Below are 15,960 nucleotides of genomic sequence, written 5' to 3'. Positions count from 1 at the left end.
GCAAAACTATAACTTGAGAGCTTTGTGCATTCTTTGTGAACTTTGTGGTTACAGGCTCTAAATTTCTTTCTCCAACTTAGTTATTACGCTCACTGCATTATCATAATCCTGCTGCATTGCTGCGCCCGATGATGGGGCATAGCGGGCAAACTCGCAACTGTTCATTATTTTGATAAAATCATCTATTGTTTCGGGTTTTGCACCGCGCGACTCCAGTAATTCCTGAATATTCGGTTTTGCCATTTCAGATGTTTCTATATTCAGTTTTGCTTTCAGGAAGTTGTGCAATGCTTTTTCCAGTGCTACATAAAACGGCTCTTTGTTGCCCAAATGCTTTTTAGCTTCAGATAGGTATTTCTTAGCCAGTTTATTGTTCTTCCTTATTTTGTTGCCCGTAACATCGTTATCGCGTGCCTGTTTTTGCTTTTTCAGCAGCATAATAACAGGAATGAGCAGGAACGGTACAAAAAGCAGTATGTAAAACAACATAGAGCCGAAAAACGGCTTTTTATTGATAGGTTGCAGCTTGGTATCCAACGCTACAAAGCGGAACTGCTCGGTGGTTTGTACAGGCTGTTTGTTTACTCCCGATGATGATGTGGTTTCGTTACCTGCCGAAGTGCCCGGCACGCTTTGTACATCTATCATTATCTCATCGGTAGTAATGGTCTTGTACTTGCCTGAAGCAAGGTCGAAGTACGAGAATGTCATTGCCTTAATGGGATATTTTCCTTTATTCTGCGGGATAATGGCGTAGTTGTCCGAAATACTGCCCTGCATACCTGAAAGTGGTATGGATATTTTTTCTTTATGCTCAGGGTCGTACATTTCTAATGCTGATGGCACAACAGGCTTTGGCAGATTGAACAGCTTTAAGTTACCCTTACCCAAAACTTCTACATTTAGCTGTAATGATTCGCCATTGCTCAACGTAGTTTTTGATGGTGTAACTTTAAAATCAAAACTACCTACCGCACCGCTAAAGTCTATAGGTTTACCTTTTTCAGGTAATGGTTTAACATTGATGTATTTAGAGCCCGATGACATTACTTTGGTTGTTTGTGTCATTAACGGGCGGTTGAAAAAGTCGCGCCTGCCCGTAGGTACATCAATAGTAAGTTCCATGCTCAACGGTTCAACTTCGAGCCTTCCGCTTTTTTGCGGATACAATACTACCCGCTTTAATACGATATAACGGTAGTTTTCGCCATTGTACATACCTTGCTGTACCGAACGGCTGTCGGTTTCTATATCCTGACTCCAAAAATCATTAAACTGCGGAATGTCCATTTGGCGTGTACCGCGCACGCTGGCATCCTGACTAACGTATAGCTTATACACCACAGTAATAGGCTCGTTTACATAGGGGTTGGTTTTGCTCACCTCTGCCACTACATGTATGCCCTTACCGGCGTTTTCGGTTATCGGGGCATCAGGGTCATTTGCTCCTGCTACGGCTGCCGTAACGGTAACTTTAAACGGAATGGTTTTATACGTTTCGCCATCTATGTCTATGCTTGCCTGCCCTATGGTAAATGTACCCCGCGCTGTGGGTGTAAGCACGTAGGTATAGGTTTTACTAAAGCTACGCTTACCATTTATCCATGAGTTGCTTATCATTTGGCTGGGCCCGGCGGCATTAAACCCCTGGAAAGAGGGCGGATTGAAGTTATCGCCATCTTTGGTCATGGTAAACTCCACCCGCAGCTTTTCGTTAATGCCCAATGTAGTTTTACTGGGCTTAGCCGTAAACTCTACCTCCTGAGCATAAAAGCCTTGCAAGCAAAATAGTAATACTAATAGTAGATACTTTCTCATTGTTTTATCAAATCCTTACATCTGAATACTATACCGTTTTTCAAATTAGTCGCAATCGCGGTACAACTGTTACCAGTCTTTTTCCTGTTGTTTGGGTTGTACTTTTACCTTTTTGGCATTTATTTTATCCTGAATTTTTTTCTCTTCGTTGTTCATGGCATCCAGCAGGTTTTTCATACGCTGTTTGTCAGGGTTTGGTGCATCTTGTTCCTGTTCGTTCCCTTCTCCGCCTTTTTCTTCCTTGTCTTTGCCTTCGCCTTTATCTTTCCGGTCGCCCTTATCTTTACCGCCTTTATCCTTTTCATCACCCTTGTCGCCCTTATCCTTCTGGTCGCCTTGGTCACCTTTGTCTTTATTGTCATCTTTAGGCTGCTGGCTCTTGTCGTCTTTGTTTTTATCCTTACTCTTATCGTCCTTTTTGTCGTCTTTAGGTGGCTGTGGGGGCGGCGGATTATTTTTCAGCATTTCTTTTGCCAACGCAAAGTTATATCTTGTTTCCTCATCATACGGGTTATTGCGCAATGCATTTTTATATGCCTCTACCGCATTCTGATAATCTTTCTCTTTCATTAAAGCATTGCCAAGATTATGAAAAGCTTTGTGTTTTTGGGTTTTATCCTGTGCGTTTTCTATCGCCTTTAGATAGGCATACATCGACTCGCCTGACTGCCCCTGCCTGTAAATAGCATTACCCAAGTTGTAGGCTGCATCAGCATTTGCAGGGGTTTTAGATTGTGATATTCTGTAATCAGCCTCAGCAGATGTATAATCTTTCTCTGCAAAAGCGTCATTGCCTTTCGGCAAATATTTGTCTTTGCTTTTTTCTTTTTCCTGCGAAAAAGCGAATACTGTAAAAAACAGCAGTATGTAGGTAAGTTTTACTTTCATTATTCTTTTTCGTTAAACAGGTTTAATTTTCTTATCCATGCTGTTTTGCGTTCCAGCAGGAACAGCTCTAAAAACAACAATGCAAATGCTGCACCCAAAAACCACTGGAATTGCGACTCGTAGAGCGATACTTCTTTGGACTCAAATTCGGTTTTCTCGATATTCTCCAATGCATTCTTTACGTAGTCTGACACTTCTCGGGTGCTGCTGCCGTATATATAACCGCCTTTGGTTATATCGGCTATGGTTTTTAACTGCTCCGGATACATTTTGGTTACTACCACATCGCCATTGTTATCGCGCTTAAAACTTTGGGTTATGCCATTTCGTTTTAACGGTATGGGTCCGCCTTTTTCTGTTCCTACCCCTACGGTAATGATTTTAATACCCGCTTCTTGGGCTGCTTTCGCGGCTTCGGCACTGCCTTCGCCGTGGTCTTCTCCGTCAGATATTAATATTACCAGCTTACTGGTTTGCGGGTCGTCAAAAAAAGTACCGGCAAGTTTTAAGGCATCGCTTATGGCTGTTCCCTGCGATGATACCATATCGGTATTCATGCTTTGCAGGAACATTTTTGCCACGCTGTAATCTGACGTTATGGGCAATACGGGGTAGGCACTCCCTGCATAACCTACTATACCTATCCTGTCGTTACCCAGTTGGTTTATGGTTTGCGATACTATTTGCTTGGCTTTCTCCAAACGGTTGGGCGCAACGTCTTCGGCAAGCATACTTTTAGAAACGTCTATGGCAAAAACAATGTCGATTCCCTCGCGTTTTACCGTTTCGGTTTTTGTTCCTATTTTGGGGTTTACCAGTGCAATAATTATGCCTGACAATCCTAAAAGCAGGACTATCAGTTTTAATGCGGGTTTAAATACCGAACGCTCGGGAGTGAGTTTTTTTACCAGTTCGGGGTTACCAAACTCGCGCTGTTTTTTGCGCTGCCACCACAGGTTGAGCAAAAACAGCAGTACCAGCACCGGAATGATGCCTAATAAATACAGGTATTTTGATTCGTCTAATTCGTACATAATTAAATAAAGCTTCTGTAAATAGTTTTCCTCAACAACACCTCAACGAGCAGCAAGCCTAAGGCAGCCAGTACCCAAGGGCGGTACCGCTCGTCATAATTATAAAATTTCATTTCGTTTATCTCGGTTGTTTCGAGCTTGTTTATTTCGTCATAAATAGCTTTCAGCTTGCTGTTGCTCGTCGCTCGGAAGTACTGCCCGTCTGTTTTTTTAGCTATTTCTTTCATCAAGCCTTCGTCTATCTCTACTTTCATCATTTGATATAAAAAACGCCCGTCGGCTGTTTTGGCATACGGGAACTGTGCATTACCGTTAGTCCCAATACCTATGGTATATACTTTTATGCCATATTCTTTGGCAATATCGGCTGCCATGCGCGGGTCTATAAAGCCTGCATTGTTTACGCCATCGGTAAGCAAAATAATAACACGGCTTTTGGCTTTGCTTTCTTTCAGGCGGTTTATGGCGGTGGCAAGCCCTACGCCTATTCCTGTACCGTCCTGCAGTACCGTATCATCATACTCAACTGATTTTATGGCTTGTTTTACCAACTCTTTATCGCTGGTAACTGGGGTTTTGGTATAGCTTTCTCCGGCATATACTACAAGTCCTATCCTGTCGTTCGGGCGGTTATCTACAAAGGTTTCCGCCACTTCTTTAAGGGCTTCCAGTCGGTTTGGTTTTAAGTCTTTTGCCAGCATACTGCCCGATACGTCCATTGCCATAACAATATCTATACCGCGTGTGGTTTTGGTTTTGCTGCTTACATCTACACTGCGGGGTCGTGCCAGTGCTACTATCATGGCGCTTAGTGCCAGCAGGCGCAGGACGAAAAGTGCAGGTTTTAGTTTTGCCAATAATGAGGGTGCGGCTTTAAAGCCTTGCAGCGTACTTATGGTAAGTGTTGCCGATTGTTGTTTCCGTTTCCAGATGTACCAGCCTATTGCCAACGGCAACAGCAGGAACAGCCAAAAGAAACCCGGATGTAAAAAAGTAACATCTCCCATTTTAATTTAACTTAGTTAGTTCAATAGAATTTTTAACTCGGTCTAATAATTGCGGAGCATACTCGTCGCCTTCGCGATACATTATGGTTACTTGTTGCAAGCCGTTATTTTGTTTAAAGAATATCATTTCATAATACATTCTTGCGGTTTTTTTGGTAACCGGGTTCGGGAACGACATTGTACCATAGGCGCGCAAACCTTGCATACCCCCCTCTGTACTAAATTCTTCTGTTTTTACCAATATATCTTTCGCTCCTTGTGTTTCCAGCATTTTCATAGCGCCGTCTGCCGTAGTATTAAGGTCTATTTCTACCTGCTGTTTATAGCGCAGTGTGTTTATGGTTACATAAAAATCGTCTGCCATAGCTCCGTAGGTAAATATTTGCATTTCCTTAAACATTGCCATAGCTCCTTCCGGCAGTATTTGCTCCGGGTCTTGCCTTTTCAGTACTTTAGGTGTTTCTATAATAACGGGGGGGTTACCATAGGCGCTTTTTACCCACTCGCCTTCCAGCAGTTCTTTGGTTGGAATGCCTGTTACATATTCGCGCATGATGCTCCTGCCCACGAAGAAGAATGCAGCTCCCAACACTACTATTGCCGAAACGATGGTGATAACTATATTGCGGTTTCGGTGTTTTTGTTTTTCTTTTTTGCGTTGTGCTTCCAGCCATGCCAGCGTGTGTTCTTCATCTTCCTCATTCTCTACCGGTATGCTGCGGTCTATTATTACGATGGTTTTTTCTATACGGCTGCGGTCTTCGGCTATTTCATATTCTACCGGGCGCATTTTGGCAAATTTCACTAAATCGGCATTACGCAACACTTTTTCAAGTTGTTCAAAGGTGTCCTGACTTAGTTTCATGTTCTTACGGCGTACTGCGTTGCGCATGGCTTCTATCAGTTCGCCCGTAGTGCTTTCCATAGCGGGTATGTGTATGGCTTCTTCTATATACATACGGGCAATGTCGGTAAGCTCACTGTAATAATCTTTTACTGCTCCTTTTTGCAGGAGCGCTTTGTTTTCTAACTCTTTTAGTTGTGTAGTCGCTTTTTCTATGGGTGAGGCATAATGTACTTCCTCTTCTTTGGGTTGTGGTTTTTTACGCTTTTTAATAAACCACCAAACGCCAAAGGCAATACCCGCAGCCACTACAACGCCTATCAGTATCCAAAGCCACAATGTGCCTTTACTTTCGGCAGTGGCGACATCCTTAATATCGTACATTTTTTGCTTTAGTGTATCGACCACTACAGGGGTAACTTCTATAAGCAACGAATCGGTACGGATGGTGTTATTGTTGATAACCACAGGCAGTCGCGGAATTACATACCGCCCGGAGTCGAACTGCGTGAGCCCGTATTTTTTTACCAGCTCATACATCGCGTCTTTACGCACGGTATCTACTGGATAAGATTCCAGTACTTCGAGCTGCCCGAAATTTTTCCCTTCGGGGAAGTTTACTCTTGCGGTGGTATCTACCGTAGTTTTCAGGGTAAGGTTAAACTGCGAGCCTATCTTTATTTTGGTAGAGTCGATACTGGTTGCTACCTTGGGTTGCTGTGCAAAGGCAACGGTAGTAACCAGCAGTAAAAGAAAGGTGTATAGTTTATTTATGTTCATGTGTTTCATAGTTATGCTGCACCGTGATTTATCTTGCCTTAAAATAGCCAAGCAGCTTGGTTACATACGACTCATCTACCCGCGTGCTTACCGTACCTGCTCCGCAACGGCTAAAGGTTTCTTTAAAATACTGTACTTTATCCCGATAATACTGCCCATACTGCATGCGCACGGCTTTAGAGCCTGTGTTTACCAGTGTGGTTTCGCCCGTTTCGGCATCCGTCATGTTTACAATACCCAAGTTGGGCATTTCTTCTTCACGACTGTCATACACGCGTACGCCTGTTATATCGTGGCGTTTTGCTGTTATTTTGAGTGTATGTTCATAATCTCCGGCTATAAAATCGGAAATCAGGAAAACAATGGCTTTCTTTTTCTGTACGCCCGAAAGGAATTTTAATGCCTGCGCCACATCGGTTTTTTTGCTTTTTGGATGAAACTCTATCAACTCGCGGATGATGCGCAATACGTGCGATTTTCCTTTTTTGGGTGGTATATAAAGTTCTATTTGGTCGGAAAAAAGTATCAGCCCTATTTTATCATTATTCTGCGTTGCCGAAAATGCCATTGTAGCAGCTATTTCGGTAACAATATCTTTTTTAAAGCTGTTTTGTGTACCAAAGCTCTCCGAACCGCTCACATCTACCATGAGCATCATGGTAAGCTCGCGTTCTTCTTCAAAAACTTTTATGTGGGGTTCGTTATAGCGTGCGGTAACGTTCCAGTCTATAGCCCGCACGTCGTCGCCATACTGGTACTGGCGCACCTCGCTAAAGGTCATACCACGCCCCTTGAAGGATGTGTGGTACTCGCCCGAAAAGATGTGGTCGCTGAGCCTTCGGGTTTTAATTTCTATTTTACGAACTTTTTTTAGTATCTCTTTTGTATCCATCCTGCCTCCCCTAACCCCTCCGAAGGAGGGGAATTTGACGATTGATATTGAAATTATTTATTAAACACTCCTGCTCCCCCCTCCTTCGGAGGGGTTGGGGGAGGTTTAAGGCACTTCAACCTCATTCACTATTTTGTTAATGATATCTATCGATGTTATGTTTTCGGCTTCGGCTTCATAGGTAATGCCTATCCTGTGGCGCAACACGTCGTGTACTACCGCCCTTACATCTTCGGGTATTACATAGCCCCTTCGTTTGATAAAGGCATAACATTTTGCAGCAATGGCAAGGTTGATACTACCCCGTGGGGATGCCCCGAAACTGATGAGCGGTTTGAGGCTTTCCAGTTTATATTGTTCCGGATAACGGGTAGCAAAAATGAGGTCGAGAATATATTTTTCTATCTTCTCGTCCATATATACTTCGCGAACGGCTTGCTGCGCTCTCAGTATCTGCTCTATAGATACTACCTGGTTTACTTTATCAAAAGCTTCTTTCAGGTTGTTACGCATTACCAAGCGTTCGTCTTCAATTTTAGGATAATCAATAACTGCTTTCAGCATAAAACGGTCAACCTGTGCTTCGGGCAGTGGGTAGGTTCCTTCCTGTTCTACAGGGTTCATGGTTGCCATTACCAAAAACGGTTTTTCGAGCTTAAAGGTTTCTTCGCCTATGGTTACCTGTTTTTCCTGCATTGCCTCAAGCAGCGCACTTTGCACTTTGGCGGGTGCTCGGTTTATCTCATCGGCAAGGACAAAGTTGGCAAATATCGGTCCTTTTTTTATCGTAAATTCGTTTTGCTTAATGTTGTATATCATTGTTCCCACTACATCGGCAGGAAGCAAATCGGGTGTAAACTGAATACGGCTGAAACTGCCGTGTACCGCCTGAGAAAGCGTGTTAATAGCCAGTGTTTTTGCGAGTCCCGGCACACCTTCCAGCAGTATATGCCCTCGCCCGAGTAAACCTATAAGCAGGCGTTCTATCATGTACTTTTGCCCCACGATAACCTTGTTCATTTCCATAACAAGGAGGTCTATAAAAGCACTCTCCCGCTCTATTTTTTCATTAATTGCCCTGATGTCTAAAGCAGCAGTATTTTCTTCCATAAGTATATCTGTTTTGGTGGTGTGAAGTTAATAATGTTAAAGTAACGAAGCAAATGGAAATTTAATATATTATTGTTGTTAATGACTTGTTAAATATTAAATAAACCTACACTGCATTAATCCTGTACATCGGTAATTTTTTGCTATTTTTAGCAACGCAATATAACATTGCTTTCTAAAATCATAAATCAAATAATGAATATTACTTTATCGCCCATTATTGCCGGCGCCATGAATTGGGGCGTATGGAGCAAAAAAATGAATACTGCCGAGATGACTGCCCTCCTATTTTCCTGCCTGGAGTATGGCATTACTACCTTTGACCATGCCGATATATATGGCGGTTATACTACCGAAGCGGAGTTTGGTGCGGCATTTGCCGAAAGCGGGATTAACAGGGAACAAATTCAACTGATATCAAAGTGCGGCATACAGCACATTACGGGCAACCGAAAGAACAAGGTAAAACATTACGACTACTCTAAAGACTACATTATACAATCGGCAGAGGGTTCGCTTAAAAATCTGCAAACAGATTATCTGGACATACTACTACTGCACCGCCCAAGCCCGTTAATGCATCCTGACGAAATAGCCGAAGCTATAGAGAAACTGAAAGCGGAAGGCAAAATAAAAAACTTCGGGGTATCTAACTTTACCAATAGCCAAACCGACCTTATCCGCAGTCGTACCGAAGTGTTTTGCAACCAAATAGAGTTTTCGGCAACGTGCCATCAGCCTATGCTGGACGGGTCTTTGGATTATATGATGCTAAACAACATCAAACCATTGGCATGGAGTCCGTTAGGCAGTATCTTTAAAGCGGATAATGCACAAACGGAACGCCTTAAAATGCTGTTAATGGAATTGGTCGTAAAATATGAGGCTACCGTAGATATACTTTTGCTGGCTTGGATAATGCAGCACCCGGCAGGTATAGTGCCCGTAACAGGATCGACCAACCCCGAAAGGCTGAAAAACCAAATGAAAGCTGCAGGGCTAACGCTGGAACTGGAAGACTGGTTTGCTATTTGGACGGAGAGTATGGGGGAGAAAGTGCCATAAGCCCCCTAACCCCCAAAGGGGGAATTAAGTTTGAAAGTCGAAAGCTTTAAAGTTGAGATGTTTAAATCTTTCAATTATTAAATTTTAAATAGATTAAAAAATGAAAACAGCATTAATAACAGGAGCAACGAGCGGTATAGGCAGGGCAACGGCTCGTTATTTTGCGAAGAATAATATCAGGCTGATACTGTGTGGTCGTCGTGACGACAGGCTGGCAGCATTGCGTGGCGAGTTGGGCAGTTTAACCCCTGTGCATACCCTTCTTTTTGATGTACGCGATAAAAAAGCGGTTGATAATGCCATAGCCTCCATCCCAAAAGAGTTTGCCGATATAGATATATTAATAAACAATGCGGGCAACGCGCATGGACTTGACCCGATACAAAACGGTGATGCGGATGACTGGGATGCTATGATAGACATTAATGTAAAAGGACTGCTGTATGTATCGAAAGCTATACTGCCGGGTATGATAGCGCGTAAAAGCGGACATATTATTAACATAGGCTCTATAGCGGGAAAAGAGGTGTACCCTAACGGAAATGTGTATTGCGCAAGCAAGCACGCCGTAGATGCTATCAATCAGGGGATGCGCATGGACTTGAACCCGTATGGCATTCGCGTAGGCGCAATCAATCCGGGGTTGGTTGCTACCGAGTTCAGCGAGGTGCGCTTTAAGGGCGATACCGAGCGTGCCGAGAATGTATATAAAGGCTATGAGCCGTTACAACCCGAAGATATTGCCGATGTGATTACCTTTGTAGTAACACGACCGTATCATGTAAACATTGCCGACCTGATGATACTGCCCACAGCGCAGGCAAGTGCCATAATGGTAAAGAAAGAGGTTTGATATCCTATCTTTTAAAATCTGACCTGAAAGGAAGCAAATTTACCCAACCTTAAACCCGAAACTCACAACTCGTAACCCTAAGCCATGATAAACAAACGCTTACTCATAAAAAACCTGTTGGCTCACAATGATGAGAGCAGCTTTTATGATAAAAAGCGTCAGTTGAACCTGCATACCAAAGAGGGTAAGGGAAAGTTTGTGAAACACATTTGTGCATTATCTAATTCCAACCCTTCCAACAACTCTTATATTGTGGTTGGGGTTGAGGATAAGGACAACGAGATACGGGGTGCCGATTTTTATGATGACAGCCGTATCCAAAACCTGGTAAATGCCTATCTGGACAATCCGCCCAAAATACAGTATGAAAATGTACCTTTTCCCAACCTGCCCAAACACAAGGTAGTAGGCTTGGTAACCATTCGCCCTAATAACAAAATATCGTCTTTTAAACGACCTATTTATAACATTCCTTACGGTGCGGTTTTTATGCGCAGGGGCAGTAACTCGATACCTGTTGACCGTAACGAGGAAATGAATTACCAAAATACTGCAACGGTTATTGATATTGAAAACAGTTCGCGCAACAGCATAGGCTATACCCTTGAGGGGGTTATCGATTTTCTTAATAATCGCCATAAGGATATGGCTTCGGGCTATAAGGTTTTTAAAGAGCTTTTTGTAGTATGCTGGGCAGGAAACAAAAAGGTTGTAAAAGGCAAAACCTACTATTCGCGAGTAGATATAGAGCTAATAAACGAGCAGGTAAAGCTGTTTTATTCTACCTTAGATGAGGTGCAAATTGAGTATGACGACAACACATTTTCTATTACCGAATATGTTTCGCTGGGGCTTAATGACAAAACGAGCTATTATCCGTTAGAAAAAGTAAGCATCAACTTTCAGGAAAACGGTTATTATAAAATGGACTCTACCTTACTATTCGACCCGCCACAGTATAACCGAAAAATGATGCATCATATTTATAATGCCAACCTTGCCCTTATCGGTAAGTTGGAAAAAGGCGTACCACTATCAGAGCGGGAAGAGAAAGACCTGAGCAATATGCCGCATACGCTTATGGTATGTTACCTGAACGGTTTTGAAGATGCCCGCGAAAGGCTTATAGATGCCAAGCCGTTACTAAAAACCTACCCGGACAGCAGTGCATATGTTTCCTTTAAAGAAGCAATGCGCGTGTTGCGTAAAATGAAATATAACGACAACTCTGATAAAACTGATATAGAAAATTAAAGAATACTATGAGCAGAATACTTGTTATTGGTGATATACACGGGGCATATATAGCCTTACAGCAAATACTGGAACGCGCTGCCGTAACCACAGGTGACACCCTTATTTTTTTGGGCGATTATGTAGATGGCTGGAGTCAGTCGCCAGAGGTAATTGATTTCCTGATGAAGGTGAAACAGCAGTACAACAGTATTTTTATGCGTGGCAATCACGACGACTTACTGCTGGACTGGATGAAAACAGGCGACTATAACGAGCAATGGTTTTATCACGGCGGAAAGCTGACTACCGAAATGTATGCACCTGTAATTGGCGAGCGAAGAGAATCTCACGTGGCTTTTTTAGAAAGTTTACAGGATTACCATTTGGATGATAATAACAGACTTTTTCTGCATGCGGGCTTTACCAACCAAAACGGTATTCATAACGAATATTTTACCCGTATGTTCTATTGGGATCGTACCCTGTGGGAAACGGCATTGGCACTCAATGAAAGTCTGGAAAAAAACCATCCGCAATACCCGAAGCGTTTTACTATTTATGACGAAATTTTTATAGGCCATACGCCCGTAACGCGCATAGGAGAAACCGTACCTATAAATAAAGGTGGTGTTTGGAATATAGATACAGGTGCAGCCTTCAAAGGTCCGCTTACTATTATGGATGCCAACACTAAAGAATTTTGGCAAAGCGACCCCGTATATACATTATATCCTAACGAAAACGGAAGAAATTAAACAGGAGAATATTTAGCTATTTCCTGCGTCAGAATAACAGCGCAAGCTGAATATTGTAGCTGTAAACCGCACATTGATTTCTGTCATGCTGAGGCACGAAGCTTCTAAAAAGAGATGCTTCGTGCCTCAGCATGACAAAACAAACAGAATACGGTAACTGTAGTACTACTCCGGTTGCAGGTTTATGGTTATAATTTCGCCTATTACATGGCACTCGTCAGCCTCTACGGTAACAGGGTCTGAAATATAGGTTTGATACCCCTCTCCGCTAACGGTAATCACATAAGTTCCCTCACGTTCCCATGCTCCTGTAAATTGTGGCGAACTCAAATAATACTCCAGCGTTTCGGTATAATTCCCATCAGTAGCCACAACAGTAATACCCTCGCCGATTACCTGTCCGGTTTCGGCATTTTTTACAGTAACGTTAAGTCCTGCACGGGCTTCTTCGGTACAGATAACATCATTGTTGGTATCATCATCACCCGAACAGGCAAAAGATAGGAATACCAGCAGTATAATAATTTTTTTCATAAATTGTATATTTTATCTCAAGATGCTCTTTTTGTAAAAGGGTTGCGCCGCTATCATAATCAGTTGTTATTTTTTGGTTAAAAAAAGCACCAAAAAAGTAAGCTCAAAACATTAGTTTGTAAATTTAATACTTATTACTTTTTGAAATGAGCCTTTTAGAACGATATCATGCCGTAAGGCACCATACCGAAAAAATATGCAGCCTGCTGCAAACGGAAGACTATGTGCCGCAGCCGGCGGTATTTGTGAGTCCGCCCAAATGGCATTTGGCGCACAGTACATGGTTTTTTGAGCAGTTTGTACTAAAGCAGTACCTGCCTGATTACAGGGTATATGATGAAGATTTCTGCTTTCTGTTTAACAGCTATTACAACAATGTAGGCACACGAACTTTTCGTGCCGAAAGAGGTGCTATAACCCGACCCGGCGTAACACAAGTTTATGAATACCGAAAGTATGTAGATATACACATGGAGCTGGTACTGCAACTGAAAGACGACCAAGTACACGCACTTGCCGAACTGGGGCTGAACCATGAGCAGCAACACCAGGAATTACTGCTTACCGATATAAAATATATACTGGGCTGCAACCCTACCTTCCCTGTATATAATGAAGATTTGGACTGGGAAAACCAGCAAAACGACAGCAGCGGTTTTATAACCATGCCCGAAGGGGTTTATGAAATAGGCTTTAACGGAGAAGGCTTTAGCTTTGATAACGAGCATGGCAGGCACAAAACCTATTTGCACGAATATGAAATTGCCAATGCCCTTGTAACCAATGCCGAATATCTGGAGTTTATAACAGCAGGGGGCTATCAGGATTTTAATTACTGGCTGGACGAAGGCTGGGCATGGGTAACCCAAAACGATATAAGCGCTCCGCTGTACTGGCACAAAATAGGCGGAAAGTGGATGCACTTTACCGTATCGGGAATACAAGAGATAAACCCTGAGGCAATAGTAACCCACATCAGTTTTTTTGAAGCATCGGCGTATGCCGAATGGAAAGGTATGCGGCTGCCTACAGAGCAGGAATGGGAAACCGCATCGGGCAAAACAGACTGGGGCAAACGCTGGGAGTGGACTAACAGCGCCTACCTGCCCTACCCGCAGTATAAAAAACCCGAAGGGGCCGTGGGAGAATATAACGGCAAATTTATGATTAACCAGATGGTGCTTCGCGGTGCATCGTGTGCTACAAGCCCCGAGCATAGTCGCGCCACCTACCGCAACTTTTTTCACCCCGAAGAGCGGTGGCAGTTTAACGGCATTCGCCTTGTAAAAAAATAATGGAAACAACCGATAAGACAAAATCAACAATAACTTCTTTTGCAGCAGATGTAAAGGAGGGGCTTACCGCCAAAAACAAACACCTGTCGTCTAAATATTTTTATGATGATAACGGCAGTCGTATTTTTATGCAAATCATGAAAATGCCCGAATACTACCCTACCGACTGCGAGTTTGAAATACTCTCCCAACAATCGGGGGATATACTTGATAAACTGCCTTATAAAGGTAAATTCAATATTGTAGAGTTTGGCAGTGGCGACGGTATGAAAACCAAGCAGCTATTGGGTACTTTTATGGATATGGGTGCACACTTTATTTATATGCCCATTGATATTTCGCAGGAAGCGATAGATGCACTCGAAAAAAATATTATTGAGGCATTACCAAATATTACTATGCAACCCAAAACGGGAGATTACTTTGAGGTACTGGATGAGCTTACCAAAAGCAGTACGCCCAACCTTTTCCTGTTTTTGGGTGGTAACATTGGTAACTACCCGCATGATGAGGCAACGGATTTACTGAAAAAGTTTAACGCCGGGATGAAAAAAGGCGATATGCTGCTTATGGGTATGGACTTGAAAAAGAACCCGCGCGTGATACAAAAAGCGTATGACGACCCGCACGGTATTACCAAAGCCTTTAACATGAACCTGCTGAGCAGGATAAACGAGGAGCTGGATGCTGATATTAAACTCGACCAGTTTGATTTTTACAGTAATTACAGCCCAAAAAACGGTCAGGTAAACAGTTTCCTGATAAGCCTTAAAAAACAAACTGTTTACAGTAAGGTATTAGATACTGCTTTTTATTTTGAAAGGGATGAGTTGATATGGACAGAGCTTTCTAAAAAATACAGCTTTGACGAAATAAATATGCTTGCAGAAGAAGTTGGCTTTAGTGTAGCTCATAACTTTATGGATTGTAAGCATTATTTTACCGACAGCCTTTGGGTGAAGTAGACAAAAAAGACATTAATCTTCATTAGTGTCTTTGTATTTCTTTTTCCTATCGCTTTTAAATCTTCCTAAAACAAAAATACCTGCAAGGCTTATAATAGTAGCTCCTCCTATAATCCCACCTGTAGTTTCATGTCCTGTATAAGCGAGTATTCCTGACACCAATAGTGAAATAATAGACAAAATGAAACCAAATAGCTGACCTCTAGAACTCTCTTTCAATTGATGTCCCACCACTTTATTCTCCATACTTATTCGGTGATCCTGTTGCTTTTCTGCCATAATCATAATCCTATCTGCTCCATTCGGAATTACAGAATTATATTCTATCATCGTTTCTGAATCAGGAAGAGGACCAGAATGATGTTTTGCAGTTATACTTACTGCTTTATTAATAGTCTGAAGTATTTCTGCCTTCTTTTTAGGATTTATACCTTGGAATAAATTCGGGTTAACAGCCGTAATTTCTTGCTCTATATCAGAAATTTCCAATTTATCGCTTGCATTGTCTGGCTTTAGCTGCTTTTCAGAATGTTCCTTTGCCATAATTTATTTATTAAAACAAAGTTCATCTTTATGTTGCTTCTCAAATTTTTCACGAGCAGTTTTTATATCCGCTCCAACATTTTCCCAATCAGAGTAAAGAGCTTTTTTATCTGCCTCATTTTCTGTATCGGAATAATCAAAATCATAATAATTTCCAGGCAAATTGAAAACCGAACCAATTCCCCTAAGAAAACTGCATTTTGAATAAAGAAATCCTGTTTCTAATTTAACCTTTACTTTTTCCATGATAATTTTGTTTACAAATATTCTTCAACACATTAAATAACTAAAAACATGTATTAATATTATATAACAATATACAAAAAATTGTCTGCGAATAT

At 42.1% G+C, this 15,960-nt stretch carries 16 protein-coding genes; 6 read left to right on the top strand and 10 right to left on the bottom strand.

Annotated features, from left to right (window positions below; all coding sequences use genetic code 11):
* Positions 1-57 precede the first annotated feature (57 nt).
* The 7 genes from E0W68_RS13185 to E0W68_RS13155 form a co-directional block, all read right to left on the bottom strand.
* On the bottom strand, positions 58-1,818 hold the full coding sequence (locus E0W68_RS13185; protein ID WP_135219911.1) for a BatD family protein: 1,761 nt from the start codon (positions 1,816-1,818) through the stop codon (positions 58-60).
* 69 nt (positions 1,819-1,887) lie between these two features.
* Positions 1,888-2,706: a tetratricopeptide repeat protein gene (locus E0W68_RS13180; protein WP_135219910.1), complete on the bottom strand. Its 819-nt coding sequence runs from the start codon at positions 2,704-2,706 to the stop codon at positions 1,888-1,890.
* Positions 2,706-3,740, bottom strand: coding sequence for a VWA domain-containing protein (locus E0W68_RS13175; protein WP_135219909.1), 1,035 nt, complete (start codon positions 3,738-3,740; stop codon positions 2,706-2,708). The genes E0W68_RS13180 and E0W68_RS13175 overlap by 1 nt, the downstream gene beginning before the upstream one ends.
* A 2-nt stretch (positions 3,741-3,742) precedes the next feature.
* Positions 3,743-4,747, bottom strand: a complete 1,005-nt coding sequence (locus E0W68_RS13170) for a vWA domain-containing protein (RefSeq protein ID WP_135219908.1) — start codon at positions 4,745-4,747, stop codon at positions 3,743-3,745.
* A 1-nt stretch (position 4,748) separates the two neighbouring features.
* Entirely contained in the window at positions 4,749-6,371 is a 1,623-nt protein-coding gene (locus E0W68_RS13165) for a hypothetical protein (RefSeq protein WP_135219907.1), read from the bottom strand.
* Between the two features lie 28 nt (positions 6,372-6,399).
* Complete coding sequence (locus E0W68_RS13160; protein WP_135219906.1) at positions 6,400-7,263, bottom strand: DUF58 domain-containing protein; 864 nt, start codon at positions 7,261-7,263, stop codon at positions 6,400-6,402.
* Positions 7,264-7,368: 105 nt separating this feature from the next.
* Positions 7,369-8,373 (bottom strand): AAA family ATPase, encoded by a 1,005-nt coding sequence (locus tag E0W68_RS13155; RefSeq protein WP_135219905.1) that lies wholly within the window; start codon positions 8,371-8,373, stop codon positions 7,369-7,371.
* 195 nt (positions 8,374-8,568) lie between these two features.
* On the opposite strand from E0W68_RS13155, the gene E0W68_RS13150 reads away from it, so the two are divergent.
* From E0W68_RS13150 to E0W68_RS13135, 4 genes are all read left to right on the top strand, one after another.
* A complete protein-coding gene (locus E0W68_RS13150; RefSeq protein WP_192824569.1) occupies positions 8,569-9,438 on the top strand; it encodes an aldo/keto reductase in 870 nt (289 codons plus the stop codon).
* A gap of 100 nt (positions 9,439-9,538) precedes the next feature.
* Positions 9,539-10,291 (top strand): SDR family NAD(P)-dependent oxidoreductase, encoded by a 753-nt coding sequence (locus tag E0W68_RS13145; RefSeq protein ID WP_135219904.1) that lies wholly within the window; start codon positions 9,539-9,541, stop codon positions 10,289-10,291.
* A gap of 84 nt (positions 10,292-10,375) precedes the next feature.
* The gene (locus E0W68_RS13140) at positions 10,376-11,545 is read left to right on the top strand and encodes an ATP-binding protein (RefSeq protein WP_135219903.1); all 1,170 of its coding nucleotides are present in this window, start codon (positions 10,376-10,378) and stop codon (positions 11,543-11,545) included.
* A gap of 8 nt (positions 11,546-11,553) precedes the next feature.
* The gene (locus tag E0W68_RS13135) at positions 11,554-12,282 is read left to right on the top strand and encodes a metallophosphoesterase family protein (RefSeq protein ID WP_135219902.1); all 729 of its coding nucleotides are present in this window, start codon (positions 11,554-11,556) and stop codon (positions 12,280-12,282) included.
* A gap of 165 nt (positions 12,283-12,447) precedes the next feature.
* Here the strand turns inward: E0W68_RS13135 and E0W68_RS13130 are convergent, their stop codons facing one another.
* A complete protein-coding gene (locus tag E0W68_RS13130) occupies positions 12,448-12,816 on the bottom strand; it encodes a carboxypeptidase-like regulatory domain-containing protein (RefSeq protein ID WP_135219901.1) in 369 nt (122 codons plus the stop codon).
* Between the two features lie 146 nt (positions 12,817-12,962).
* Here E0W68_RS13130 and egtB point away from each other — a divergent pair, with 146 nt between their 5' ends.
* Both egtB and E0W68_RS13120 read left to right on the top strand, forming a co-directional pair.
* Positions 12,963-14,111 carry an ergothioneine biosynthesis protein EgtB gene (gene egtB, locus E0W68_RS13125; RefSeq protein WP_135219900.1) on the top strand — a complete coding sequence of 383 codons (1,149 nt, stop codon included), beginning with the start codon at positions 12,963-12,965 and terminating at the stop codon, positions 14,109-14,111.
* Positions 14,111-15,076, top strand: coding sequence for an L-histidine N(alpha)-methyltransferase (locus tag E0W68_RS13120; RefSeq protein ID WP_135219899.1), 966 nt, complete (start codon positions 14,111-14,113; stop codon positions 15,074-15,076). Before egtB ends, E0W68_RS13120 begins: the two co-directional genes overlap by 1 nt.
* 12 nt (positions 15,077-15,088) lie before the next feature.
* On the opposite strand, the gene E0W68_RS13115 is transcribed toward E0W68_RS13120, so the two are convergent.
* Together E0W68_RS13115 and E0W68_RS13110 are read right to left on the bottom strand one after the other, a co-directional pair.
* Positions 15,089-15,619 carry a DUF2335 domain-containing protein gene (locus E0W68_RS13115; RefSeq protein WP_135219898.1) on the bottom strand — a complete coding sequence of 177 codons (531 nt, stop codon included), beginning with the start codon at positions 15,617-15,619 and terminating at the stop codon, positions 15,089-15,091.
* A 3-nt stretch (positions 15,620-15,622) separates the two neighbouring features.
* A complete protein-coding gene (locus tag E0W68_RS13110; RefSeq protein ID WP_135219897.1) occupies positions 15,623-15,865 on the bottom strand; it encodes a hypothetical protein in 243 nt (80 codons plus the stop codon).
* Between the last annotated feature and the right edge of the window lie 95 nt (positions 15,866-15,960).

The sequence above is a fragment of the Flavobacterium salilacus subsp. salilacus genome (assembly GCF_004634195.1).
GTDB lineage: Bacteria > Bacteroidota > Bacteroidia > Flavobacteriales > Flavobacteriaceae > Flavobacterium > Flavobacterium salilacus.
Note: the sequence above shows the minus strand (reverse complement) of the source record. Positions and strands in the feature narration are given on the sequence as shown.

Coding starts and splice junctions, on each gene's coding strand:
- E0W68_RS13185 (WP_135219911.1), bottom strand. CDS start 1,818: ATGAGAAAGTATCTACTATTAGTATTACTATTTTGCTTGCAAGGCTTT.
- E0W68_RS13140 (WP_135219903.1), top strand. CDS start 10,376: ATGATAAACAAACGCTTACTCATAAAAAACCTGTTGGCTCACAATGAT.
- E0W68_RS13135 (WP_135219902.1), top strand. CDS start 11,554: ATGAGCAGAATACTTGTTATTGGTGATATACACGGGGCATATATAGCC.
- E0W68_RS13155 (WP_135219905.1), bottom strand. CDS start 8,373: ATGGAAGAAAATACTGCTGCTTTAGACATCAGGGCAATTAATGAAAAA.
- E0W68_RS13165 (WP_135219907.1), bottom strand. CDS start 6,371: ATGAACATAAATAAACTATACACCTTTCTTTTACTGCTGGTTACTACC.
- E0W68_RS13110 (WP_135219897.1), bottom strand. CDS start 15,865: ATGGAAAAAGTAAAGGTTAAATTAGAAACAGGATTTCTTTATTCAAAA.
- E0W68_RS13150 (WP_192824569.1), top strand. CDS start 8,569: ATGAATATTACTTTATCGCCCATTATTGCCGGCGCCATGAATTGGGGC.
- E0W68_RS13160 (WP_135219906.1), bottom strand. CDS start 7,263: ATGGATACAAAAGAGATACTAAAAAAAGTTCGTAAAATAGAAATTAAA.
- E0W68_RS13170 (WP_135219908.1), bottom strand. CDS start 4,747: ATGGGAGATGTTACTTTTTTACATCCGGGTTTCTTTTGGCTGTTCCTG.
- E0W68_RS13145 (WP_135219904.1), top strand. CDS start 9,539: ATGAAAACAGCATTAATAACAGGAGCAACGAGCGGTATAGGCAGGGCA.
- E0W68_RS13180 (WP_135219910.1), bottom strand. CDS start 2,706: ATGAAAGTAAAACTTACCTACATACTGCTGTTTTTTACAGTATTCGCT.
- E0W68_RS13120 (WP_135219899.1), top strand. CDS start 14,111: ATGGAAACAACCGATAAGACAAAATCAACAATAACTTCTTTTGCAGCA.
- E0W68_RS13175 (WP_135219909.1), bottom strand. CDS start 3,740: ATGTACGAATTAGACGAATCAAAATACCTGTATTTATTAGGCATCATT.
- egtB (WP_135219900.1), top strand. CDS start 12,963: ATGAGCCTTTTAGAACGATATCATGCCGTAAGGCACCATACCGAAAAA.
- E0W68_RS13130 (WP_135219901.1), bottom strand. CDS start 12,816: ATGAAAAAAATTATTATACTGCTGGTATTCCTATCTTTTGCCTGTTCG.
- E0W68_RS13115 (WP_135219898.1), bottom strand. CDS start 15,619: ATGGCAAAGGAACATTCTGAAAAGCAGCTAAAGCCAGACAATGCAAGC.